General features: G+C 60.9%; 27 protein-coding genes. 13 read left to right on the top strand and 14 right to left on the bottom strand.

Features of this window, described 5'->3' with window-relative positions:
* The first annotated feature begins 19 nt into the window (after positions 1-19).
* From ABD654_RS03680 to ABD654_RS03670, 3 genes are read left to right on the top strand one after another with little or no spacing between them, the layout of a single operon-like run.
* Positions 20-820 (top strand): ethylbenzene dehydrogenase-related protein, encoded by an 801-nt coding sequence (locus tag ABD654_RS03680; protein ID WP_344702421.1) that lies wholly within the window; start codon positions 20-22, stop codon positions 818-820.
* Positions 821-833: 13 nt separating this feature from the next.
* On the top strand, positions 834-1,910 hold the full coding sequence (locus ABD654_RS03675; protein ID WP_344702419.1) for a P-loop NTPase: 1,077 nt from the start codon (positions 834-836) through the stop codon (positions 1,908-1,910).
* Positions 1,911-1,967: 57 nt separating this feature from the next.
* The gene (locus ABD654_RS03670) at positions 1,968-3,875 is read left to right on the top strand and encodes a WD40/YVTN/BNR-like repeat-containing protein (protein WP_344702417.1); all 1,908 of its coding nucleotides are present in this window, start codon (positions 1,968-1,970) and stop codon (positions 3,873-3,875) included.
* Positions 3,876-3,936: 61 nt separating this feature from the next.
* Here ABD654_RS03670 and ABD654_RS03665 read toward each other — a convergent pair whose 3' ends face one another.
* The 5 genes from ABD654_RS03665 to ABD654_RS03645 all read right to left on the bottom strand — a co-directional run bounded on the left by ABD654_RS03665 (position 3,937) and on the right by ABD654_RS03645 (position 8,364).
* A complete protein-coding gene (locus ABD654_RS03665; RefSeq protein WP_344702415.1) occupies positions 3,937-4,476 on the bottom strand; it encodes a carboxymuconolactone decarboxylase family protein in 540 nt (179 codons plus the stop codon).
* An 82-nt stretch (positions 4,477-4,558) separates the two neighbouring features.
* Positions 4,559-5,980: a dihydrolipoyl dehydrogenase gene (locus ABD654_RS03660; protein ID WP_344702413.1), complete on the bottom strand. Its 1,422-nt coding sequence runs from the start codon at positions 5,978-5,980 to the stop codon at positions 4,559-4,561.
* Between the two features lie 65 nt (positions 5,981-6,045).
* A complete protein-coding gene (locus ABD654_RS03655; RefSeq protein WP_344702411.1) occupies positions 6,046-6,237 on the bottom strand; it encodes a YgaP family membrane protein in 192 nt (63 codons plus the stop codon).
* Positions 6,238-6,312: 75 nt separating this feature from the next.
* Positions 6,313-6,897 carry a rhodanese-like domain-containing protein gene (locus ABD654_RS03650; protein WP_344702409.1) on the bottom strand — a complete coding sequence of 195 codons (585 nt, stop codon included), beginning with the start codon at positions 6,895-6,897 and terminating at the stop codon, positions 6,313-6,315.
* A 357-nt stretch (positions 6,898-7,254) separates the two neighbouring features.
* The gene (locus ABD654_RS03645; protein ID WP_344702407.1) at positions 7,255-8,364 is read right to left on the bottom strand and encodes an S-(hydroxymethyl)glutathione dehydrogenase/class III alcohol dehydrogenase; all 1,110 of its coding nucleotides are present in this window, start codon (positions 8,362-8,364) and stop codon (positions 7,255-7,257) included.
* Positions 8,365-8,586: 222 nt separating this feature from the next.
* On the opposite strand from ABD654_RS03645, the gene ABD654_RS03640 reads away from it, so the two are divergent.
* Entirely contained in the window at positions 8,587-9,471 is an 885-nt protein-coding gene (locus ABD654_RS03640; protein ID WP_344702405.1) for a LysR family transcriptional regulator, read from the top strand.
* A gap of 111 nt (positions 9,472-9,582) precedes the next feature.
* Here the strand turns inward: ABD654_RS03640 and ABD654_RS03635 are convergent, their stop codons facing one another.
* On the bottom strand, positions 9,583-10,206 hold the full coding sequence (locus tag ABD654_RS03635) for a class I SAM-dependent methyltransferase (protein WP_344702403.1): 624 nt from the start codon (positions 10,204-10,206) through the stop codon (positions 9,583-9,585).
* A gap of 230 nt (positions 10,207-10,436) precedes the next feature.
* On the opposite strand from ABD654_RS03635, the gene ABD654_RS03630 reads away from it, so the two are divergent.
* The 5 genes from ABD654_RS03630 (at position 10,437) to ABD654_RS03610 (ending at position 14,936) form a co-directional block, all read left to right on the top strand.
* Positions 10,437-11,033, top strand: a complete 597-nt coding sequence (locus tag ABD654_RS03630; protein WP_344702401.1) for an NUDIX hydrolase — start codon at positions 10,437-10,439, stop codon at positions 11,031-11,033.
* The gene (locus tag ABD654_RS03625; RefSeq protein ID WP_344702399.1) at positions 11,023-12,060 is read left to right on the top strand and encodes an ADP-ribosylglycohydrolase family protein; all 1,038 of its coding nucleotides are present in this window, start codon (positions 11,023-11,025) and stop codon (positions 12,058-12,060) included. The genes ABD654_RS03630 and ABD654_RS03625 overlap by 11 nt, the downstream gene beginning before the upstream one ends.
* A 752-nt stretch (positions 12,061-12,812) precedes the next feature.
* Positions 12,813-13,757 carry a pirin family protein gene (locus ABD654_RS03620; RefSeq protein WP_344702397.1) on the top strand — a complete coding sequence of 315 codons (945 nt, stop codon included), beginning with the start codon at positions 12,813-12,815 and terminating at the stop codon, positions 13,755-13,757.
* 22 nt (positions 13,758-13,779) lie between these two features.
* Positions 13,780-14,337, top strand: coding sequence for an NADPH-dependent FMN reductase (locus ABD654_RS03615; RefSeq protein ID WP_344702395.1), 558 nt, complete (start codon positions 13,780-13,782; stop codon positions 14,335-14,337).
* A gap of 89 nt (positions 14,338-14,426) precedes the next feature.
* Positions 14,427-14,936, top strand: coding sequence for an ADP-ribosylglycohydrolase family protein (locus ABD654_RS03610; RefSeq protein ID WP_344702393.1), 510 nt, complete (start codon positions 14,427-14,429; stop codon positions 14,934-14,936).
* 405 nt (positions 14,937-15,341) lie between these two features.
* On the opposite strand, the gene ABD654_RS03605 is transcribed toward ABD654_RS03610, so the two are convergent.
* Together ABD654_RS03605 and ABD654_RS03600 are read right to left on the bottom strand one after the other, a co-directional pair.
* Positions 15,342-15,788 carry a transposase gene (locus ABD654_RS03605; protein WP_344702391.1) on the bottom strand — a complete coding sequence of 149 codons (447 nt, stop codon included), beginning with the start codon at positions 15,786-15,788 and terminating at the stop codon, positions 15,342-15,344.
* Complete coding sequence (locus ABD654_RS03600) at positions 15,785-16,438, bottom strand: tyrosine-type recombinase/integrase (protein ID WP_344702389.1); 654 nt, start codon at positions 16,436-16,438, stop codon at positions 15,785-15,787. The genes ABD654_RS03605 and ABD654_RS03600 overlap by 4 nt, the downstream gene beginning before the upstream one ends.
* A gap of 63 nt (positions 16,439-16,501) precedes the next feature.
* Between ABD654_RS03600 and ABD654_RS12175 the strand changes: the two genes are divergently transcribed.
* The 3 genes from ABD654_RS12175 to ABD654_RS03590 all read left to right on the top strand — a co-directional run bounded on the left by ABD654_RS12175 (position 16,502) and on the right by ABD654_RS03590 (position 18,516).
* Positions 16,502-16,816, top strand: a complete 315-nt coding sequence (locus ABD654_RS12175) for a DUF4160 domain-containing protein (RefSeq protein WP_425552706.1) — start codon at positions 16,502-16,504, stop codon at positions 16,814-16,816.
* Positions 16,803-17,213, top strand: a complete 411-nt coding sequence (locus ABD654_RS03595) for a DUF2442 domain-containing protein (protein ID WP_344702387.1) — start codon at positions 16,803-16,805, stop codon at positions 17,211-17,213. The genes ABD654_RS12175 and ABD654_RS03595 overlap by 14 nt, the downstream gene beginning before the upstream one ends.
* Before the next feature lie 140 nt (positions 17,214-17,353).
* A protein-coding gene (locus ABD654_RS03590; protein ID WP_344702385.1) for an IS3 family transposase occupies positions 17,354-18,516 on the top strand; the annotation gives its coding sequence in 2 pieces (ribosomal slippage) (positions 17,354-17,609 and positions 17,609-18,516; 1,164 coding nt in all).
* 3 nt (positions 18,517-18,519) lie between these two features.
* On the opposite strand, the gene ABD654_RS03585 is transcribed toward ABD654_RS03590, so the two are convergent.
* Genes ABD654_RS03585 through ABD654_RS03560 form a run of 6 tightly spaced genes read right to left on the bottom strand, consistent with a single transcriptional unit; the run spans position 18,520 to position 21,532 of the window.
* The gene (locus ABD654_RS03585) at positions 18,520-18,675 is read right to left on the bottom strand and encodes a hypothetical protein (RefSeq protein WP_344702383.1); all 156 of its coding nucleotides are present in this window, start codon (positions 18,673-18,675) and stop codon (positions 18,520-18,522) included.
* Positions 18,668-19,516, bottom strand: coding sequence for a PDDEXK nuclease domain-containing protein (locus ABD654_RS03580; protein ID WP_344702481.1), 849 nt, complete (start codon positions 19,514-19,516; stop codon positions 18,668-18,670). The genes ABD654_RS03585 and ABD654_RS03580 overlap by 8 nt, the downstream gene beginning before the upstream one ends.
* Entirely contained in the window at positions 19,488-19,745 is a 258-nt protein-coding gene (locus tag ABD654_RS03575; RefSeq protein WP_344702381.1) for a DUF1016 N-terminal domain-containing protein, read from the bottom strand. The genes ABD654_RS03580 and ABD654_RS03575 overlap by 29 nt, the downstream gene beginning before the upstream one ends.
* Positions 19,735-21,060 carry a type I restriction-modification system subunit M gene (locus ABD654_RS03570; protein ID WP_344702379.1) on the bottom strand — a complete coding sequence of 442 codons (1,326 nt, stop codon included), beginning with the start codon at positions 21,058-21,060 and terminating at the stop codon, positions 19,735-19,737. Before ABD654_RS03570 ends, ABD654_RS03575 begins: the two co-directional genes overlap by 11 nt.
* A gap of 11 nt (positions 21,061-21,071) precedes the next feature.
* Complete coding sequence (locus ABD654_RS03565; protein ID WP_344702377.1) at positions 21,072-21,266, bottom strand: type I restriction-modification system subunit M N-terminal domain-containing protein; 195 nt, start codon at positions 21,264-21,266, stop codon at positions 21,072-21,074.
* A 44-nt stretch (positions 21,267-21,310) separates the two neighbouring features.
* Entirely contained in the window at positions 21,311-21,532 is a 222-nt protein-coding gene (locus ABD654_RS03560; RefSeq protein ID WP_344702480.1) for a restriction endonuclease subunit S domain-containing protein, read from the bottom strand.
* A 499-nt stretch (positions 21,533-22,031) separates the two neighbouring features.
* Between ABD654_RS03560 and ABD654_RS03555 the strand changes: the two genes are divergently transcribed.
* Positions 22,032-22,823 carry a Fic family protein gene (locus ABD654_RS03555; RefSeq protein WP_344702375.1) on the top strand — a complete coding sequence of 264 codons (792 nt, stop codon included), beginning with the start codon at positions 22,032-22,034 and terminating at the stop codon, positions 22,821-22,823.
* Positions 22,824-23,179: the final 356 nt, after the last annotated feature.

Here is a 23,179-nt window from a genome sequence, read left to right as displayed (position 1 = left end):
ACTGTTGAGGAAACATGCCATGAAACTGCGTCATCTGCTATTCGGCACGGCAGCGCTGGCCTTCGCCGGTACCCAAGCCATTGCCGACAGCAACGTGTACGACCCCAACGTCACAGCCGTCCAGCCTGGCGATAGCGTCAAGGTCTCGACGGTGCCGGGCAACATCTATCTGCGTACCCAAGACGATCCTGACGATCTGATCTGGGATCGCCTGCCCACCTACCGCACCACCCTGTTTCCCGCGCCGCCGGTACACCGGTCGGTCAAGCTGCGCTTTACCGAGGAAATAGAAGCCGGCAAGACGCTATACTTTCAGGTAGCACGCACCGACGAGCGTTTTTATCTGCGTCTGCGCTGGAAGGACGCAACCCGCAACGGCAGCACAACAGTGGATGACTTCCGCGACGGCGTAGCGGTGCAGTACGCCCTCAACGGTGCGGATACCTCCTATATGATGGGCTCCGGGCCGGACAATCCCGTCAATATCTGGTACTGGCGCGCCGATCACGAAAAACGGGTTGACAACCTGGCCGCAGGCGGCTACGGCAGTACAACCACCCTGCCCGACCAGAACGTGGAAGGGGCCAGCGCCTATATCACCGAAGAGAACAGCGCCAATAACGAGTGGCATGTGGTAATGTCGCGGCCGCTGGATACGCAAAACAGCGAATACAGCGCAGATTTGCGTCGCGATACGGTGCCCATGGGCTTCGCCCTGTGGCAAGGCAGCGACAATGAGCGCGACGGTAACAAGCGTGTAACCCATACGTGGATCATGCTGGATACCGGTGCCGGCACCGAGACATCCACAGAAGGTTAACGAGGTAACGACGATGTCGGTTTCCCATTTCTCGCCCGATGAGCGTGACCCCCTGGCATTGGCGCCGGCTGACTGCGGCCGCGGCCACTCCTGCCAGTTTTGCCCCCACGAGAGCACCTGCAGCCTTGACAAGCCGCAGCATGAAAAGCGCCTGATCGAGTCCCGGCTAAGCCAGGTCGGCCAGATCCTGCTGGTCATGGCCAACAAGGGCGGCGTGGGCAAGAGCACGGTATCGGCCAACGTCGCCGCCGGGCTGGCTGCCCGAGGGTACCGCGTGGGCGTGGCCGATGCCGACATCCACGGCCCCAATCAAAGCCGCTTTTTCGGCTTTGCCGGCGAGCGTATCCGCCTGAACAAGGAAGGGCTTTCCACCCAGGCGTTTACCGCCGAGGGCGTTGAGCATCCGGTCAGGATTGGCTCGCTGGCGTTCATGATGGAAACCGACGACACCCCGATCGTCTGGCGCGATGCCTACAAGCACGACTTCATGCACCACCTGATCGGCTCGTTCGACTGGGGGCCGCTGGACTTTCTCGTCATCGACATGCCCCCGGGTACCGGCAACGAGCTGATTACCCTGGCCGATATGCTGGAAGGCCAGGACGTTGCCGCCCTGCTGGCCACCACGCCTCAGGAAGTCGCGCTGATGGACAGCCTCAAAGCGGTGCGTTTCTGCCAGGAGCGCAGCATGCCCCTGCTGGGTGCCGTGGAGAATATGTCCGGCGTCACCTGCCCGCACTGCAGCGGCCATTTCCACCTCTTTCCCCGGGCGCATCTGGCCGAGGCGCTGGCCGAGCACGACGTTGAATCGCTGGCGCAGATTCCGCTGTCCCCGGCACTGGCCAGCGGTTCCGACAGCGGCCGGCCTATCGTCATCGATGCCCCGCAAGGCCCCGAGGCCCAGGCATTTGCCCCGGTGATCGACGCCTGCATCGCCCATGCCAAAGCGATGTTTGCCGAAGCCGCCGTGGCATCGCTTGATACGCTGGCGCAAGGGGCCAGCAATCAGTTCGACGCGGCCCTTGCCGATCTGCCACAGGAGCAGCAGGACGCGCTTCGCGGCCAGCTCGCCGATCTGCTGCGGCAGTAACGCATGTTGCCTTTGCACCAGAACGCCTTCTCCCGAACGCCTTTTCAGGACGCATCAATGACCCAGACAGCCAATCCGGACCGCCGCCGCTTCTTTCGCCAGCTGCTCGACGGCGCCAATCCCAACGCTCCCCAGCGCGCGGCCTGGCATCGCGTGCCCGAAGTCGGCGCCGGCGACGGCGACGTGCTGTGGTCCGGCTGGGCCGGCGACGGCGAAGTCTTTGTGGTCGGCGATGAGGCCATGGTGCTGCACTTCGACGGCCACGCCGATGCGCAAAATCGGCTGTGGAAGCCCATGGAAACCCCCGGCAACCTGCCGCTGCATGACGTTTGGGGACCTTCTCGGGATCACCTGTTCGCCGTCGGCTGGATGGGCTGCATTCTGCACTTTGACGGCACCCGCTGGACACAGCAGTACGGCGGCCTTGTCGACGACGAAAGCCAGGCCTTTATTGCCTGCGCAGAAAATACGCCGCTGTTCGCCATCGACGGCAACGCCTCCGGCCACGCCTGGGCGGTAGGCGATGACGGCATGATTCTGCACTACGACGGCCACGCCTGGCAGCGAGAGACCAGCCCCACCTATATCAACCTGCGCGCCGTTGCCTGCACCCCAAACGGTGGCGTCTACGCCGCCGGCGGTGAAGGCACCGTGCTTTATCGCGCGCCCGACGGCGGCTGGCAGGCGCTGGACTGCCCGCTAAGCTCCGGCTTTCAGGCCATGCTGGTGGTCGACGACGACACGCTGCTGCTCGGCGGCGGGCGCTACTTTGTCGACCAGGGCGGTTTTCGCGGCGAGCTGGTGCGCTACGCCAACGGCCGCTTTCAGGCCATCGAGGTCGACACGCCCATGCCGCGCTTGCGCTCGCTGCGCCCGTACAAGGACGGCGTGCTGATCGTCGGCGATCGCGGCTATCTGTTCTATCTGCGCGATTTTCTTACCGAAGCACGCACCGCAAAGCCGCGGCTGTACCAGCTGGAAAGCAACTGCCACCACGATCTGATGGACATCGTGCCGCTCTCTACCGGCGAAGCGCTGGTGGTGGGTGATTTTGGCACGGTAATGACCGCCGCGCCGGACTTCATCAACGTTCTGGCGCCGGCGGTAAGCGCCGCTTCGCAAAAACCCCGCTGGGAAGCCATGGACTCACCTACCGACCGCCAGCTGTGGAATCTCTGGGAGACCCCCCAGGGCACCTGCTACGCCTGCGGCGAAGCGGGTACGGTGCTGCGCCTGGCGGCCGGCGCCGAGCGCTGGGAGCCGCTCCCCGCGCCTACCGAGCTCAATCTGCACTGCGTGTGGGACGCCGGTGAGGGCGGGCTTTACGCCGCCGGCCAGTTCGGGCAGATTTTCCGTTTCGACGGCAGCGACTGGCAGCTTCACTTCGATCTGCACCTGGATATCACTATTCTGTCCATGTGGGGTACCCGCCCGGACTCGATTTTTGCCGTGGGCGATGAAGGGCTGATTCTCCACTTTGACGGGCTGGGCTGGAACCGACTGCCCAGCGGCACCGCCTCGGCGCTTTACCATCTCTGGGGCATGGACGACGAGCATCTGCTGGCCGTGGGCGATTTCGGCCTGGTGCTGCGCTATAACGGCCGCGAGTGGACCGACTTTGCCGCGGGCACTGAAAACTTCCTCTACGGCGTATGGGGCAATGCGCTGGACAATATCTACGCCGTGGGGCTTTCCGGCACCCTGGCCCACTTCAACGGCCAGCGCTGGAACCTGCTGCCCATTCGCGTGCGCGACGACTTACTTTCGATTACCGGATCGGCCGCCGCCGGCGCTTATGCCGTAGGCACCCACGGCTGCGCCCTGCGCCTGGAAAACGGCCAGTGGCTAAGCGAGCCGACCGGCACGGAGCTGGGCCTGCGCTCCGTGCTCGCCACCCGCAGCGGCGAGGTATACGCCGTAGGCGATCAGGGCACCATCATGCGCCGGCCTGTGCGCTCTGCTTGATGTCAGCCGCTGCCGTCCATGCGGCAGCGGCTGCTTGCTGGCCTTGGCGCCTGCTGCCCTGTTACACCAGCGCCACTTCGGGAAAGTCGATCGCCGGACGAATCACGTTGTTCAGCCAGTTGCTCAGGCTGTTGACGCTCACCAGCCCGATGATTTCCACCAGCGTCGCGTCGTCAAGGCCTGCCTCGCGGGCAGCTCGGAGCGCTTCATCGCTGAGATGGCCGCGCTTTTCCAGTACCGCAAGCGCTACATCAAGCAGCGCCTGATCGTAGGCCGTCTTGGCCTTACCGGCTTGGGCCTGCATGGCCGCTTCAGCGCTCACGCCGGCCGCCCGGGCGCTTACGGTATGCCCGCTGACGCAATAGCCACAGCCGTTGGCATTGGCAACGGCAAGCGCAAGCATTTCGCGCTGGGCCGCGGAGAGCCGGCTGTCTGCGGTCATGGCCTGCTGAGCGGCAAGAAACGCGTTCAGCGTGCCGGAATGGTGCGCCATGCCGGCAAAGAAATTCGGCAGCATGCCGAGCTTTTGCTGCACCGACGCCAGCGCAGGGGCCGACTTATCGTCGGCTTTTTCGCGGCTTAGCAGGGGAAGACGTGACATAAAGAACCTCTTTTGTATACAAAATGGTCAGACGCACGCTACAAAATAGCGAAGCGCGCTAAAACAAGGCGTTTCTGAAGCGTTACACCGCCGGCTCGCAGCGTAGCGGCAAATCAGGCCGGGTGCGGTGTTCACCCCGTTCACGGCGTGCGCTCTGCAGCGCTGTGCGCAGCCCTTCTTCTACGGTGGGGTGATAAAACGGCATTGTTAGCAGGTCATCCACGGTCATTTCCTGCTGGATCGACCAGGCGAGCAGATGCAGCAGATGCTCTGCATCCGGCGCGGCCATTTCAGCGCCCAGCAGCCGGCCGCTGCGTTCCTCGGCGTATATCTGTAAACAGCCAGCGTTGCGCCCGGCAGTCAAGGCACGTCCCTGGCGTGAAAAATCAGCGCGGCCGGTCACGATCCCGCTCGCCGGCAGCGAGTCTGCGGTGAGCCCGGCATACCCTGCACCCGGCTCGGTAAATACCACCCCCATGGGCGTACGCCGCGCGAGGCGCTGGGCTTGCGGGTTCAAGGCATGATGAGCAGCGATGCGTCCGGCGTCTGCGGCTTCGTGCATCAGCGGGCGCAGCCCATCCACGTCGCCGGCGATAAACAGCGGCAGATCGCCCACGCGCAGGGTGGCCGGATCAAAGCGGGGCACGCCGCGCGCATCCAGCGTCACGCCATGGTTTTCCAGCCCGATACTCTCCAGCCCCAGCCCCTCGACGTTAGGCCGGCGGCCGAGCGAGGCCAGCACCCAGTCCACCTCTACGTCGCGGCCGTCGGCCTGCACCACAATACCGGCCTTGCCTTCGCTCAGCTTGACATCCGCCCCAACGGTGACGTGCATCTGCCGGCGCAGCGCGGCAAGCAGGCTTTGATTGACCGGCTCTGCGCCAAGCCCCGCCACGCGAGAGCCACGGGTAAAGCCGTGCACCTCGCAGCCCAGCTGGGCAAACGCCTGACCCAGCTCCACGCCAATGGGGCCAAGGCCGACCACGCCGACCCGGCGGCCGGGTGCTGTAAGCTCAAAGACTTCGTCAGAGGTCACTACGCGCTCGCCAAACGTACGCCAGGCCTCGGGCAGATTGGGACGAGTGCCGGTGGCGATAATCACCGCCTCGGCCTCGATGCGCTCACCGTTGACGTCAAGCGTCGTCGGCGAAACAAAGCGCGGCCGGCCGTGAATGCTGCGCTCGCCCAGCGCCTTGGCCGTGCTTACCGCCCCGGCGGTGAAATCGTCGCGCAGGCGGCGAACGTGGGCCATAACGGCGGGCAAGTCCATCGTCAGCGCCTCGCCGTTTTGCATGCCACATTCGGCCAGCCAATCGCGACGGCCATAGGCGTGAGCCACTTCCAGCAGCGCCTTGGAAGGCATACACCCCACTCGCGCGCAGGTAGTGCCGTAAGGCCCGGCGTTGATCAACACCACATCGTCTGTATAGCGCCTGGCCTCCTTCAGCGCCGTCAGGCCGGCGGTACCGGCGCCTAGAATGGCAAGCGTCACGCGTCGCGTCATGGATATTGCTCCCGCTTGTGTTTGAAAAGCTCCGTCCAAGGGCGGCTACACGGGCCGAATACTGGCTACGACTGGCGGCGGCAGGTATTCAGACCCAGCAGGCGATACGCCGGGCAGAAGCTGATAAAGCCGGTCGCCAGCGGCAGGATGCCTACCCAGCCCCAGGCGCCGATAACATCGGTAAGTGCCAGCACAATCAGCGCGATGCCGACTACGATGCGTATCGTTTTATCTATTTTGCCTACGTTGCAGTTCATGACGTTCTCCCCAATACCGTGCTGTTGTATAGCGATAAACTTGTTGAATAGCGATAAACGCGCGTCAATCCCGGCTTATTTTTCCGGCTGCCAGGCGACGTCAGGGTCCACGCTATAGCTCCAGGGCAGCCCGCTATTACGCCAACCGTCAACCGCTCGCACACCGACGGATTCACCCTGTTCCAGCTTGCTGCCTTCAAAACCGTCAGTGACCGAATACACTTCACTGTAGCCCATCTGGTGAATCGCATCTGCCGCCGGTGCGCTGCGGGTAGAACCTGAGCGGCACATCACGATAACCGGAGCGTCCTGGTCGACCCCCTGGGCTTCCAGCTGCTCGCGTACCTGATCGGTAAAGTCTGTATTTTTATGCATCGGCCAGGTGCGCGCTTTTTCATTGAAGCGATCGCGGTCCGCCAGCATCCAGGGTACGTGGATATCAGTGGGCGTGGCGAAGCCGGTGAACTTGGCCTCTATCGGATCACGCACGTCGATCAGCACGGCGCTTTCGTCATCCTGCATCAGCGCGTAGGCCTGTTTGGCGTCAAGATAAAGCCCCAGCTGCGTCTCCCGGTAGCTATCGGACGATTCGGCAAACGCCGGAGCGGCGCTTAGCGTCGCTGCCAGCAGCACCGGGGCCCAAGCGTAGTGAATCTTCATGGCGGCTCCTTTCAGTATGATGACCCGGTCGAAAGCCAACCGAGCGCTGTCCTTACAGACTATCCGAGACGCCAGATACTTTCAATAAAAATATAATGTTTAAAAATAAGATGTACCCGCCACTTGCGTATCGAACGCCGCAGGGTGTCTTCGCCGCCTTCCGGCTGCGCCAAGGTTGGCTTACCGTGCCGTCGATGGCCCATCGCGCGCGGTTCAAAAGCGGCGCCGGCACGTTCGTTCAAGCGTTAATTGCGTTAATGAGTGTGCGTGTGCATGCGACAGACAGCGTCGTATAGCGATGGAAAGATGGATAAATCAGCCGCCGCGCTACCGGGCGGCTTGATAAATCGATGCGTTTCAATAATGCAGCACGGTACGAATGCTTTCGCCCTTGTGCAGCAGTTCGAAGGCCTCGTTGATCTTTTCGAACGACATGTCGTGGGTGACAAAATCGTCGATATTGATCTCGCCGTTCATGTACTGCTCCACATAGCCCGGCAGCTCTGAGCGGCCTTTCACGCCGCCGAAGGCAGAGCCTTTCCAGACTCGGCCGGTCACCAGCTGGAACGGGCGGGTGCTGATCTCCTCACCGGCACCGGCCACGCCGATAACGACCGATTCCCCCCAGCCTTTATGGCAGCATTCCAGCGCCGAGCGCATGACATTGACGTTGCCAATGCACTCAAAGGAGTAGTCGACCCCACCGTCGGTCATGTCGACGATCACCTCCTGGATGCTGGCCGCGTAATCTTTAGGATTGACGAAATCAGTAGCGCCGAACTGCTCGGCCAGCTGAAACTTCTCCGGATTAATATCAATGGCGATAATCCGGCTGGCCTTGGCCATAACGGCGCCCTGAATCGCGGCGAGACCGATGGCCCCCATGCCAAAAATGGCAACAGTAGCGCCCGGCTCCACCTTGGCGGTATTCAGAACGGCACCGATACCGGTCGTTACGCCACAGCCCAACAGGCAGATCTTGTCCAGCGGCGCCTGTTGCGACACCACGGCCAGCGACACCTCAGGCAGCACGGTATACTCGCTGAAAGTCGAGCAGCCCATGTAGTGATGCAGCGGCTGGCCGTCCAGTGAAAAACGCGTGGTGCCGTCGGGCATCAGCCCCTTGCCCTGCGTGGCACGCACCGAGCTGCACAGGTTGGTCTTGCCGGAAAGGCAAAACTTGCACTTACCGCATTCCGCAGTGTACAGCGGGATAACGTGGTCGCCGGGGCGCAGGCCGGTCACGCCCTCGCCCACTTCCTCGACAACACCGGCGCCTTCGTGGCCCAGCACCGAAGGAAACAGTCCTTCGGGGTCCGCTCCCGAGAGCGTAAAGGCATCGGTATGGCAGACGCTGGTGGCAACCATACGCACCAGCACTTCGCCGGCCTTGGGTCCTTCAACGTCGATGTCGACCAGCTCCAAAGGCTTGCCCACTTCCAGGGCGACGGCAGCGCGTGACTTCATCTTCATTCTCCTCGCTTGGATGCAAAAACGTGCAACTCGCCAAAATAATTCAGGGGTGGCTCTGCGATGAGCTCGCCCCTTGGGCTCAACACCGTTGCGGTGATGCCGGCGCGCACGCTGTGGTTCCCAGTGTAGTCAAAAGCGCTATCTGGGATAATCCGCACCAAAGACATAACATTATTGTCACACAGCAATAATCCTGAAGGTTACAAGGGAGCCTCCATGCAACGCTGGGATCGTATCGAAGCCTTTGTCGAAGTCATACGGATGGGCACTTTTGTCGCCGCGGCGCGCGAGCTGTCGGTATCCCCTTCCCACGTCAGCCGGCTGGTGACCCAGCTGGAGCAGCAGCTGGACTGCGCGCTGCTCTACCGCACCACGCGCCAGATACGGCTGACCGACGCCGGGACACTCTATTACCGCCACTGCCGCCAGCTGTTCGACGGCTTTCGCGACGCTGAAGCCGCTATCGGCGATCTGCAGGGCCGGCCTCATGGGAAACTGTCGCTCACCTCGGCCACCACGTTCGGTGAGCGCTTTATCGCCCCGCTGGTCAATGATTTCCAGATTGCGCATCCGCAGCTGGAGGTGCGCATGCATTTTACCAACCGCCAGGTGGATATCATCGACGAAGGCTTTGACGTCGCCATCCGCATGGGTCGTCTGGAGGATTCCAGCCTGATTGCCAAGCGCCTGTGCGAGCGCCGCGAATACGTCGTGGGGGCCCCGGCATATTTTGCACGGGCTCCCCAACCCCACGCCCTGACAGAACTCCACCGACATCGCTGCCTAATCGGCAGTCGCAACCACTGGCGCTTCGCCGTAGACGGCGCACGCCGCGAGGTGCGCGTCGATGGCCCCTGGCGCGCCAACTCCGGGCCGGCCCTGCTCGATGCCGCTTTGAAAGGGCTGGGACTGGCGCAGCTACCCGGCTATTACGTAAAAAAACACCTGGATAACGGCGATCTGATCTCAGTGCTTGACGCCTACCGCCATGACGATAACGCCGTGTGGGCGGTGTTCCCGCGCCATCGGCAGCGCTCTCCCAAACTGCACTACTTCATTAATCACTTGGCGGAGCACCTGCCGCAAAACTTTCCGCTGTAGTCGCTTGTCAGGCTATTTGTGCAAGCCTGGATGGGCATGGCAGGTGGGACGGCGCGGCTATGTAAAAAACATGACCGCCGTACGGGCTATCACCAGAAGCGGCGGCGCTTGTTATAGCCGCACGGCAAGCACCTGCAGCACATCGCTAACGCCGGTGTGGTAGACGCCTTCTTCTACGTTTCGCGTCAGTTCGCGCCCCACCACAAAGCGAAAATCCGCGAAATTCGCCTGCAGCTCTTGCAGCGTAAACATCACGTCAGGATTCGAAGGGCCGCCCGTGTCGCGCGTGGCCTGGGCGGGCAGATAGCCTTCCAGAATAAAATACCCGCCGCGCTTCAAGCCGCGCTTCACAATGGCGTAGCTTTTTTGCCGCACGGCCTCGGGCGTGTGAACCCAGATCATCGTGACGACATCAAAGCTCTCCGCCGGCGGAACATAGTCGTTAAGATCGGCTTGCTGAGTCGTCAGCGTTACTTGGCGTTTAGCGGCCAGCTGCTGCGCCTTCTCCAGCCCCACCCTTGACTGGTCCATGGCCGTCACCGCGTACCCAAGTTCCGCCAGGAACGCCGCGTTTCGCCCCTCGCCTTCCGCCAGGCACAGCGCACGCCCCGCCACCTCCGGCGAAAGCTCACCCAGCGCTTGCTGTAAAAATTGATTGGGCTGCTCACCGTAGGCGTATTCCGCACCGGCAAAACGCGTATCCCAAAAGTCGGTAGTGGAACGTTGCTGGTTCATGTACATGCCCCTGAGATTGCTAAAACCCTAATAGAGCCATAGTCAGGTATTTTTGGCTACTACAGCGCCTCCCATCGGTATTTTTATTCGATGCACGACTATTTTCCCCTAACCCCATGATTTCATGGCGGTATCATTCAGGCTGGGCTAGTCTGATGGCTTTCCGCCATTGAGGCTGTGCCATGCCGGTTTTTCACCCTCGCGTAAACGACACGGGGCAGCCCGTACCCTTGCGTTCCCCTTCCACGCCCACGCCGCTATCGTGCTGGGCTGACGCCAACGCCATCGCTCGGGTGGTGCCTGACGGCCCCTTGCCGACGCATCTGAGCGGGCTGGCGCTGGCCCCGTGGCCGGACGATACACCAGGTGATGTGACGCGGCTCTGGCAGAGCGCGGTGACGCCGCTGGCCTTGGGGCGGGACACGCCGGCGCTGCCCTCGTTACCCGGCAAAGTGCCCGCCGCCGGCGCGGTGGTGCTCGAGCCCGACGGCCGGGTGTGGGTCATTCACCCCAGCAACGGCTTTGGCGGCTATCGGGCGACGTTCCCCAAGGGCAGGCAGGAGCCGGGGCTGAGCCTTGAGCAGACCGCGATCAAGGAGACACTCGAGGAGGCCGGGCTGGCAATTGAGCTGATCCGCTGGCTGGTGGACGTGCCGCGCTCGGCCAGCCTGACCCGCTATTTTCTGGCACGGCGTATCGGCGGCAGCCCGGCGGCCATGGGCTGGGAAAGCCAGGCTGTCAGCCTGGTGCCTATCAAGCGCCTCGGCGAGGTGCTGCATCACGCCAACGACCAGCCACTACAAGAGGCCTTGCACCATGATGCCTAACGATACCGTACCCTCTGCCCCACTGAGCCATTACCGCGGCTGCTTGCTCGCCGGGGCCTGCGGCGATGCGCTGGGCGCTCGGGTGGAGTTCTGGCCGCGAGCGGAGATTATTCAGCAGTTCGGTGAACCGGGCATTACCCACTTCTGGCCCGCCTACGGGTGCACAGGGGCCATTACCGATGACACTCAAATGACGCTGTTCACTGCCGAGGGGCTGTTGGCCACCGAAGCCCAGCCGCGGGTGAGCGACATCGAGGGGCATCGTCGGACGGGGGCCGCCGCGTTGCAGCGCTGGCTACTGACCCAGAACGAGAAAAGCGCTCTGACAGACCCGACAAGCCCGGTCAAAAGCGCGCTGGTCGCTGATCCCGTCCTGCATGCGCGACGCGCGCCGGGCAACACCTGTTTGTCGGCACTTCGAGAGATGAAGGTCCTCGGCGAGCGGGCGGGGAACCACAGCAAGGGCTGCGGCGGGGTGATGCGAGTCGCGCCGGCGGGGCTGTTTGCGGCTACCCACGGGCTGGCACCGGAAACGACGTTTGCCCTGGGCCGGGAGCTTGCGTGGCTGACGCATGGGCATCCCAGCGGCTACCTGACCGGCGGTGTGCTGGCCGTGTTGATTCAGCGGTTGATCAAGGGCGACAGCCTGGAAGACAGCGTAACGCTTGGCCTGGCGCTGCTGGCCGAAGAAGACGGCCACGAGGAGACGCGAGACGCCCTGCAACAGGCGTGGCGTCTGGCGGATAGCCCGACACCTTACCCGGAGGCCATCGCCGCCCTGGGCGAAGGCTGGGTCGCCGAGGAGGCGCTGGCCATTGCCGTTTATTGCGCGCGGGTAGCCGAGGACCTGCGCCACGGCGTGATACTGGCGGTGAACCACGACGGCGACAGCGACTCTACCGGGGCGATGGCCGGCAACCTGCTGGGCGCGATGCACGGCGAGGCGGCTATCCCCCAGCGCTGGCTGTCCGAGCTGGAGCTGCGCGAGACGATCGCCCTGATGGGCGAGGCGCTTGGCCCACGCTAAGGCGATAACAATGGGCGAAAAGACAAAAGGCAGCCCCGAGGGGCTGCCTTTATCCGTGGTCTGAAGGAGTTTGTATCCGCCAAACAAGCGGCCAGCGTTTAGACGTTTAGCAGCGCTTCGCGGCCATCCTTTGCTTTTTCGATACCAAAAATCCCGCTCAGCACGCTGTTACCGGCGGCAAGCCTTTTCGTGCCGTAGTCTCGCCGTTTTTGATCAGGTGGTCATGGAGCCCTGCCTGCATCATCCGCAAGGGCATCGTGTGGTCCACACGGGACTGAAACTCCAGCAGGATGTAAAAATAGACTCGCTGGGTCACGCCTTCCCACGTTGCCTGCACTGACCACACCACGTCTTCGATCTTTTCCTGATTCTGTAATGGTCTAATGAAACCGGACACTCACTTGGGTGATAAGCTTGCCATCCTGAACGAGGTGTCTCATGACCAGAAAACGACGTTCCTTTTCCACGGAATTCAAGCAGGAATGTAGTGGTCAAGTATTTTTGGCCATTGGCGAACGGTGGTCAGCTGGCACTCTTGTACTCTTTCGTGTTTCTCTACCTGTTCATCACCGGTGGTGGTGAATGGAGCCTGGACCGACTGCGCACAAAAGCATGACCTAAAGTCTGGGAGTGACAAACCGAACGCTGGCTGACTGTTGGCTTATCGACTGACGAGAAGCTCCTAATAAATGGTTGAGCCAATTATCCGGCTCGGCAACTGAGCTGAGCGATCTATCCAGGACACCAATACCATGAGCAACACCGAATCAAACCCTGCGCTGTTCGAATCGCGCGAGTGCCCCGTCATTGACGGCCACCGACTGATTCAGCATCTCGCCTCGCGTACCACCGAGGTAGGCGGTATTCCCATCAATCGGGTTCTACCCCAGCGCGGACGGCGTCTGATCGGGGCCTGGTGTTTTCTGGACCACGCCGGGCCTGCGGTATTTTCCGTGGACAGTCAGGGCATGCGCGTCGGCCCGCATCCGCATACCGGGCTGCAGACCTTCACCTGGATGCTGGCCGGCGACATTCTGCATCGCGATAGCCTGGGCAGCGAACAGATCATTCGCCCCGGGGAAGTCAACTTGATGACCGCCGGTCGCGGCATTGCGCACACCGAAGAATCGCTCTCGAGTGAATCCCAGCTGCACGCCGCGCAGCTATGGATCGCGCTACCCCACGCCCATCGGCATACCGAGCCCCGCTTCGATCATTATCCCGACCTGCCACGTTGGCAGGAACAGGGCGTTGATATCACCCTGCTCACCGGCGTGCTCAACGGCCATGAAGCGCCCACCCTCGCCTTCTCGCCGCTGGTGGGTGCCGATCTGTTCGCCGACGCCGAGGCGTCCGTTCGCCTGAACCTGCACAGCCACTACGAATACGGCGTGCTCGTGCTCGAAGGCGGCCTGCGCATCGGTCCGGATAGATTCGCGCCAAACGAACTGGCCTATCTGGGCTGTGGGCTCGACGACATCGCGCTGGAGCTTGACGTCGGTACCCGCGTGCTGCTGCTGGGTGGCGAGCCGCTGAACGAAGAGATTTTCATCTGGTGGAATTTCGTGGGGCACAGCAAGGCCGAGATCGCCCAGGCGCAGCAGGAATGGGAGGCCGGCGATTCGCGATTCGGCGATGTTCCCGAATTCGACGGCGACCGGCTGATGCCGCCGCCCATTCCATGGCGCATGACCTGATATCTGACAAGAGGACTATACGATGAAACTGACCATCATTCTCACCAGCACCCGCCCTGGCCGGGTCGGCAAGACCGTTGCCGACTGGTTTTACGACTATGCCCGGGCGAACCCTGTCGGGTTCGAGATCGGGTTCGCGGATCTTGAAGACATCAACCTGCCGTTGCTGGACGAACCCAACCACCCCGCCATGCAAAAATACGAGCACGAGCATACCAAACGCTGGTCAAAGATCGTCAATGACTCGGATGCCTTCATCTTTGTGCTGCCGGAGTACAACTACACCCCGCCGCCATCTTTCGTTAACGCGGTGGATTATCTGTACAAGGAGTGGAACTACAAACCCGCCGGCTTTATCAGCTACGGCGGCGTCTCAGGTGGTATTCGTTCGACTGAGATTGCCAAACATATCCTGAACACGCTGGAAATGGTGCCGGTAAAGCAACAGGTGATGATCCCGATGGTCGCCGATCATCTCGAAAACGGCATGTTCACGCCCACGGCGATTCACGAGCAGAGCGCGCAAACCCTGCTTGAAACCCTGGCCCGGTGGGCCAAAGCGCTAAAAACCATGCGGTGAGTTAGAGCATGGTTCGACGTAGCGAATGATCATTACAGCCGCTATCTTTGCTGTTTTTCTGACACTCCCCGCCCGCTGCGCTACGCGCTTTGGGCGGGGAGTGTCAGACGGCAGACGAGCAGCGCCACCATAGCAGTAGGATTCCTCCGCAGGCGCACGTATCTCCTACAGGCGCACGTATCTCCTGCAGGCGCACGTATCTCCTACAGGCGCACGTATCTCCTGCAGGCGTAACGCTTGGCCTGGCGCTGCTGGCCGAAGAAGATGGCCACGAGGAGACGCGAGACGCCCTGCAGCAGGCGTGGCGGCTGGCGGATAGCCCGACACCCTACCCGGAGGCCATCGCCGCCCTGGGCGAAGGCTGGGTCGCCGAGGAGGCGCTGGCCATTGCCGTTTATTGCGCGCGGGTAGCCGAGGACCTGCGCCACGGCGTGATACTGGCGGTGAACCACGACGGCGACAGCGACTCTACCGGGGCGATGGCCGGCAACCTGCTAGGCGCGATGCACGGCGAGGCGGCTATCCCCGAGCGCTGGCTGTCCGAGCTGGAGCTGCGCGAGACAATCGCCTTGATGGGCGAGGCGCTTGGCTCACGCTAAGGCGTTATAGGGCGATAACGGTGGGCGACAAGACAAAAGGCAGCCCTTCGGGGCTGCTTTTATGCGTGGTCTGAAGGAGTTTGTATCCGCCAAACAAGCGGCCAGCGTTTAGACGTTTAGTAGCACTTCGCGGCCATTCTTGGCCTTTTCAATACCAAAAATTCCACTCAGCACGCTGTTACGCTCGGCCAGGTCATCATCGCTATAACGGCCTTCATCCACCAGATAGTAGCGCAGATGCGGCTGATAGGCCTACAAGATGCCCGGTGGCCAAAAATACTTGACCACTACAGTAATAGGTCCGCACATGGATACCCATCACCTGACAGGCCTTGGCCAGCCGAGTCCCGTCACGCCGGGCGTCTTGCACCAGGGTCACGATGCGCTGGCGATCCGGGAAGCTGGTCAGTCGTCCTCGTCGTGGGTCGTGCCCCAGATCGCCTCGGCCTTTTTTGATAGGGCCAGCAACGCCGCCGTCTCGGCGAGGGCCTTGTCCTTGCGGTGCAGTTCTCGCTCCAGCTTGCGGAGCCGCTTCTGCTCCGCCTTACGCGCCTGACGAAGCTGCTTAGCCTGCGCTGCCGCCTCTTCGTTGGCGTTCATGCAGGCATCCCGCCAGGCCTCCACCTGCTCGGGGTAAAGCCCGCGCTCGCGGCAATAGGCGCTGAGTTCTGCTTCGTTCATGGGGGCCGTCTTCAGGACGATCTGGAACTTTTTCTGGCTGGTCCACTGATCGGGCTGGGTGGAACGTGATGGCAAAACCTGTCCTCGTGCTCTGGCCTGTTTCCGCCAATTGTAGAGGGTTGTCGCGGTGATGCCTTCCTGCTCGGCCAGTTCTGGGATGGTCAGGCTCATGGGCGGTGCCATCTTCTTGAGGATGGCTTCCTTACCCGCTCGAACGGCCGCCCCGACAGCGCCGTATAGGCTACCGTGTTCTGGATATTGGCGTGACCCAGGTACTGCTGCACCGTGCGAATATCCGTGCCGCTGTTGATCAGGTGCACCCCACAGGCGTGGCGCAGGGCGTGCGGGTGCCAGGGCACCCCCAGCACGCGCACGCTCAGCCGAGCCAGCATCTTCCGAAAACCCTCGATACTCACCGGCGCCCCGCGTTCGCTGACGAACACAAAGCCGTCGCGACGCTCGGTGGCCGTCTGGTAGCGCTTGAGCGCGCGTACCGTCTCCCCCTGAAGCGGGTGCGTGCCGTCCAACGAGCCCTTGGCCCGCTGAACGGTGAGGGTATGGCCGCTGGCCAGGTCTAGGTGCTGCCACTTGAGCGCGACAAGCTCGCTCACCCGCAGGCCATGCTCGAAGGCCAGACGAATCATCAGCGCATCGCGCTGGCCCTGGCGGCCTTTCTTCGCTGCCCGGATCAGGCGATGCACCTCGTCGCGGGTCAGGTGCTTACGGCCCCGCGCCGCGTCATTGGTCGAGCGCGTGCGGACTGTCCGGCTTTCAGTGGCCGGGCGCAGGCGGGTCACGCGAGATGAAGCGGCGTCAGTCATGGGCTTGGGCTCCCTGGGCGGCGGACACTGTCCGGGTTTTAGTTAAAAGACTGACAGTTATTGATGCATTCAGCCAGCAACCGCTGGCCCTATAAACCCAACCGTTTGGGTTTATGCTATGCTGTCGCTATGCCAACTATCACCCGTTTCGATGGCTTAAGGGCCGTCATCTACCCCAACGACCATCGACCAGCGCACGTCCATGTCACCGGCAAAGGCAGTGAAGCAGTGTTTATTCTGAACAGCCCCAGTGGCCCACCGGAGTTGCGCGAAAGCTACCGCTTCAACTCACCAGAGCTCAAACGTATTGCGTCGGTCCTATCGGTAGAGCTGTTGGCCTTATGTGCTAGATGGAGGGAAATTCATGGCTATGACTGATGATGTTATCAAGCAGGCAGAAGCCCGTATGGCCACCGAGCGCAGCCATACTCACGCTACGGCAGCCCGGTATAGTAGGCGTAACAATCGAGTGATTGTCAGCCTGCACACAGGGCTTGAACTTGCTCTTCCCCCGCACCTGGTAGAAGGTCTCGCCGATGCGACGCCGGATGCCTTGTCCGAGATCGAAATATCGCCCTCTGGGCTCGGGCTACACTGGCCTCAACTCGATGCCGACCTCTATGTGCCAGCACTCCTGGAGGGGCAGTTCGGCACCAAGGAATGGATGGCTCGCCAGCTGGGTGCAGCAGGCGGGAAAAGCCGTAGTCCAGCCAAGGGCAACGCCGCCAGAGCGAATGGCTTCAAAGGAGGCAGGCCTCGGAAAAAACAAGGATAAAACCTTTCGACCACCAGCTATCCCCCTCTGTCAGCGTAGTTGTCACCCAAACGGATTGAGAGGTGTGTAGTGGCATAGTGAATTTGGCCAGCTGGTTTTGAGTGTATGATCACTCACAGAGAAAAAATCAGGTGGACAGAATGACCAAGAGAAGAAATTTTAGCCCGGAATTTCGCCTGGAAGCAGCGCAACTGGTGGTGGATCAGGGCTACACCGTGAAAGCCGCGAGTGCCGCGATGGGCGTCGGTAAAACCACCATGGAATCCTGGGTTCGCAAGCTCCGTGCCGAGCGAGCTGGTAAAGTACCGCAAAAAGGCGACGCCATGACCCCGGAGCAGCGCGAGATTCAGGACTTAAAACGCCGCCTGCGTCGATCTGAAGAGGAAAAAAACATACTAAAAAAGGCTACCGCTCTCTTGATGTCGGACGGAATGAATCGTACGCGCTGATAGACCCGTTGAGTGAGCAAATGCTGGTTTCCATGGTCTGTGATGCGTTCGATATCAGTCGCTCAAGCTACTACGACTACCGCCAGCGGCGGCAAAACATCGATGCCAGTCGACTGGCCCTGAAAGCGATGGTTCGCCGCGTGTTTACCCAGGGCCGAGGCTCCGCCGGTAGTCGGACGGTCAAGGCGCTGCTCAATCAGGCTGGCATTACCATCGGACGCTTCAAGGTACGCCGTCTAATGCGTGAGCTTGGCCTTGTCTCCAGACAGCCAGGGCCATGTGCCTATCGGATGGCAACGGTGGAAAAGCCGGATATTCCCAATTTACTGGCTCGGGAGTTTACCGTTAGTCGCCCCGACCGTGCCTGGTGTGGCGATATCACTTACATCTGGACAGGGCAGCAATGGAGCTATCTGGCGGTGGTCATGGATTTGTATGCACGACGCGTGGTGGGCTGGGCCATGTCTCGGCATCCCGATGCGTCGCTGGTCATCAAGGCGTTGGATCATGCCTGGATATCGCGCGGCAAACCGGACGGTGTCATGTTCCACTCGGATCAGGGTAGCCAGTATGCCAGCCGGTCGTTCCGTCAGCGGCTATGGCGTTATCGCATGCAGCAAAGCATGAGCCGTCGTGGCAACTGCTGGGACAACGCCCCGATGGAGCGCCTGTTCCGTAGTCTGAAAACGGAATGGATACCTGCGCTGGGCTATACGGCGCTGCACACGGCTCGTCAGGATATCGGTGACTATCTGATGGGCTATTACAACCGACAACGTCCTCATGCCTTCAACGGTGAGATATCGCCCGTGGCAGCTGAGGAACAACTTAACGTACTGTCCGGAATTAGTTGACCACTACAGTATACCACCAGCAACATGAGGGCCAGCCTGCACAATTCCATAGGATATCTTTTTGTTTGTGATATCGGCTAATGCCTTTTCTTCCCACCCATCAGGCACCATACCCAGCTCCTTACCTTTGCTCTTCTTCTCAACAAGCTCGTTACTCATCCGTCTCTCCCGGCGTGCCCGCCTGCCCAATCTGCTGCTGTACCCGCTCGCGCTCGTGCTCCAGCTCACGGCGCAGTTCTTCTTCCGTGGGCAGGTGCGGCAGGTACTTGGCGGCGAACATCTGCAGGTTGTCGGTAAGCACTGAGTATTTGACCACCGCTTCGCTTTTCTGGCTGCACAGAATCAGCCCGATGGTAGGGTTATCGTCGTCGCCCTTGCGGTGCTGATCGTAGATGCGGACGTAGCTGTCCATCTGGCCCACGTCCTGATGGGTCAACTTGCCCAGCTTGAGGTCCACCAGCAAAAAGCACTTGAGCTTGAAGTGGTAAAACACCAGATCAACGTAGAAGTCCTGATCCTCGGTGCGGATGCGCTGCTGGCGCTCAACGAAGGCGAAGCCCTTGCCCAGCTCCAGCAGGAAATCCTGCAGGTTGTCAATCAGCGCGCGCTCAAGGTCAGCTTCCAGATAGCGCCCGGCGGGCAAGTTGAGAAAGTCCAGCACGTAGGGGTCGCGCAGATACTGCCTGGCATCCTGCTGCGCCAGCGGTGCGGTGTTTTGCTCGGCCTCGTGCTCTACGGCAGCGCGGTCCTGGCTGCTGAGCAGGCGTTCGTAATACAGCGTGCTGATTTGGCGCTCCAGCGCGCGAACGCTCCACCCCTGTTGAATCGCTTCCTGCTGGTACCAGTGCCGCGCGGCGTCCTGCTCGATTCGTGCAAGGTGCACATAATGCGACCAGCTCAATTCGAGAGACACTGTCTCGCGTTTTGGAAACGCTTCGTAGAATCGGCGCATCTGGCGCAGGTTGGTCACGTCAAAGCCGCGGCCAAACTCCTCGGTCAGCTCGTCGGACAGGCGCTTGAGCTGCTGCTTGCCGTAGGCGGGCGCGGGCGCTGCCCTGCTGCTCGTCTTCCACGATCAGCCGGCCAATGTGCCAGTAGGTTTGCACCATGGAGCTATTCACCGTGCACACCACCTGGGTACGCGCAGCGGCCACCAGCTCGCGAATGTCCGTCACCAGCCGCTGGCCGGGTACCGGCGGCTCGGGGTGTTGATCGATCTCATACGTCATAGCCCAGCTCCTTGAGGTAGCCTTCCATCTGCTGATTGAGGCGTGCAACTTCCGCTTCGATGCCCTTGCGCTCGGCCTGTACCGCCATCAGGTCGATTTCATCTTCTTTTTCGAAGGTGTCCACGTAGCGCGGGATGTTGAAATTGAAGTCGTTCTCCTTGAGCTCGTAAGGGCTTGCCAGGTAGGCGTATTTGTCCACGCTTTCACGCTGGTGATAGGTTTCGACCACCTTGGTGATATTGTCGTCGGCGAGCTGGTTCTGGTTCTTACCCGCCTTGAACTCGCGGCTGGCGTCGATGAACAGCACGTTATCGTCAGCCTTGTGCTTGCGGAATACCAGAATCGCCGCGGGAATGCCGGTGCCGTAGAACAGTTTTTCCGGCAGGCCGATCACCGCATCGAGCAGGTTTTCCTCGATCAGCTTCTGGCGAATGCGCCCTTCCGCCGCGCCGCGAAACAGTACGCCGTGGGGCACAACAACCGCCATGCGGCCGCCGCTGTTGCCGCTGCCGGCGGGCTTGAGCGTTTCGATCATGTGCAGAATGAACGCATAGTCGCCCTTGGACTTGGGCGGCACGCCGCGCCGAAAGCGGCTATAGGGGTCGTCGCCGGCGCTTTCATGACCCCACTTGTCCAGCGAGAACGGCGGATTGGCCACCACGACATCGTAATGCTTGAGGCCGCCGCCGGCATCCAGCAGCAGCGGGTTGCGAACGGTATCGCCCCACTCCAGCTTGTGATTGTCCACGTTGTGCAGAAACATGTTCATCTTGGCCAGCGCCCAGGTGCTGCCGATGGCTTCCTGACCGAACAGGGCAAAGTTTTTGGAGCCGTCGTGGCTACGGCGAATGCGATCGGCGCACTTGAGCAGCAGTGAAGCCGAGCCGCACGCCGGATCGCAAATCTCGTCGCCGGGCCTGGGGTCGACAGTTTCCGCCATTAGCTCAGAGACTTCCGGCGGCGTATAAAACTCTCCCGCTTTCTTGCCGGACGTCGCGGCGAAGTTTTTGATCAGGTATTCGTAGGCGTTGCCGATCACGTCCAGATTGCCGATGCGGCTGGGGCTCAGGTTCAACTCGGGCTTGGCAAAGTCTTCCAGCAGATAGCGCAGAATGTCGTTTTTGTGCTTCTCGTCGCCCAGTTTGGTGGAGTTGAAGCTGATGTCCTGAAACACGTCGGCCAGTTTGCCGATGTTGGCCTCTTCGATGGCGTGCAGCGCCTTGTCGATACGCTCGCCGCAGCCCGGGTCGTGGCGCTGCTCGTAAAGCGCGTAGAAGCCGGCCTCGGGCGGCAGCACAAAACGCTCGTTTTTCATCAGCTCATCGATCAGCTCGGGGCGTCGCCGTACTCTTTCTGGTATTGGGCGTAGTGGTCGGCCCATACGTCCGAAAGGTACTTCACAAACAGCATGGTCAGCACATAGTCCTTGTAAATACTCGGATCTACGGTGCCGCGGAAGGTATCGCAGGCGCTCCAGATCGCCTGGTTGATCTGTTCCTGCTTGACGGTGTCGTTGCTCATATCAGCTTCTTTTGTCTCAATTTCTATGTGTCAGTGTATGTCGATCAGCTTTCAGTGATGACACCGCCATCAAGCAGCTGCTGGCCGGTGGCCTCGATCATGCGCTGGCGGTTATCGATCAGTCGGGTGAGTAACCGCCGCTCCTCCGCCGCGGCTTGCGCAAGCGCTACCATCACGTGCTGTTTTTCCAGCGGCGGCAGGTAAATCGGCACCTGAGCCAGCTGGGATTTTCTAATGCTTGGCGCGACTGAGCCTTCCGAACACATGGCAAAATAGCGCTGAGCTGCGCGATGATTAAGCTGCCAAGCCAAGAAAGCCGGCGTGACTGTTCAATGCCTGGCTTGAGGCGCACGTGATAGAAGTTGGGCGTACATACGGTATTGGGCGGCACTCGGCCGATCAGCGCTGCATCATGGCGCAAGATGCGTTTTTATAATCTTTCGACATTCGCAACAATATTCACGATGACTGCCCATGAGCAAAGCATCTGGAAGCTGGCAGAACGTGACGGCGAGCCGCCGCAAAAGCTGCATCCCAGCGCCAGCTGCAGCAGCTGCGCCAAGCGCGCCGAGCCAATACCTCGCCTGAGGTCACTTTCAGCATGGCGCATAACACTGCCTGACGCTGGGCGACGCTGATACTCAGCACGTTATATCCGCTTTGAAAGGTGCTCGTTATCGCGGCTGCATGGCGGCAAGCCAATGGTATAATCGCCGCGACATACGCAAGACAGCGCCCATCACAAAACGCCACAAGGTGCCGACTATGCCAGCGCATGAACGCCAAGGGAGCACGGGCAGCCTGCAGGCTATGCTTTCTCAAATAGATCGAGATAAAGCTCGCATCGATAGCCACAGGCCGCTGCCCAAGCACACCGCCGCTTCCCTGCGCGACCATCTGGCGCTGGAATGGACGTACAACTCCAACGGTATTGAGGGCAATACCCTTACGCTGCGCGAAACAAAAGTGGTGCTGGAAGGGATCACCGTCGGCGGCAAGACGATGCGCGAGCACCTCGAAGCCATCAACCACCGGGATGCGATTGAGTTTCTTGAAATGCTGGTCGCCGAGCCCACGCCAATCTCTGAGCGTGATATCAAGGATCTGCACGCGCTGGTGCTGCGGGGCATCGATATGGATGAAGCGGGCCGATATCATCGTGAAAACGTCCGCATTACGGGCGCCAGCACCACCCCGCCTGATTGTCTGCATGTCGAGGAGGCGATACAGCGGCTGCTATCCTGGTCACATAGCCAAACGGGCTACCATCCCATACGCCATATAGCAGAGCTGCACACTCGGTTTGTCGAGATTCACCCTTTTATAGACGGCAATGGCCGAACAGGACGCTTGCTCATGAACTGTGAGTTAATGAAAGCCGGCTACCCGCCATCCATCATCCGCGTAGAAGAACGGCTCGACTATTACGACGCGCTGGATACCGCCTGTACCACCGGTGACTATGACGCTATCGCTCGGCTGGTGGGGCAAGGGGTTGAGCGGAGTATTGCGGCTTATCTGGAGCTGCTGGAGCCGCCACAGCCGACGATGCCGTAGCCCAATCCTCCACACAAGTGCTCTTTTTTCCTGCAAGCCACTTTTTTTCTAAAAGTGGCTTTTTTGACCGCGCTTTTGGCCAGGTCCATTCACCAACATCGATAAACTGCGCTCGCTAGCACAAAAAATGTGCTCCGCTGCTGCGCAAGGCGCAGCGACCCAGGCAGGCGCGCCGTCGCTTTCCAAAGCCGCGCCCGCCTGCCATACCGACTCATTTTTAGCGAGAGGTGATGTTGTTATGAGCAAAAAGAAGCGTAACTATTTAGCTCATGCTGCCTGATCCAGCTCGTCCTCTCGCATGAAGGCAGGCACCTCACCGGCAAACAGTTGCTCCAGCGCCGTGTGCGCCGCCAGGC

Origin of the sequence: Halomonas cibimaris, from assembly GCF_039537045.1 — a bacterium.
GTDB classification, from domain to species: Bacteria; Pseudomonadota; Gammaproteobacteria; order Pseudomonadales; family Halomonadaceae; genus Vreelandella; species Vreelandella cibimaris.
The sequence above is the reverse complement of the archived record's forward strand: the minus strand, read 5'-3'. Positions and strand labels throughout refer to the sequence as shown.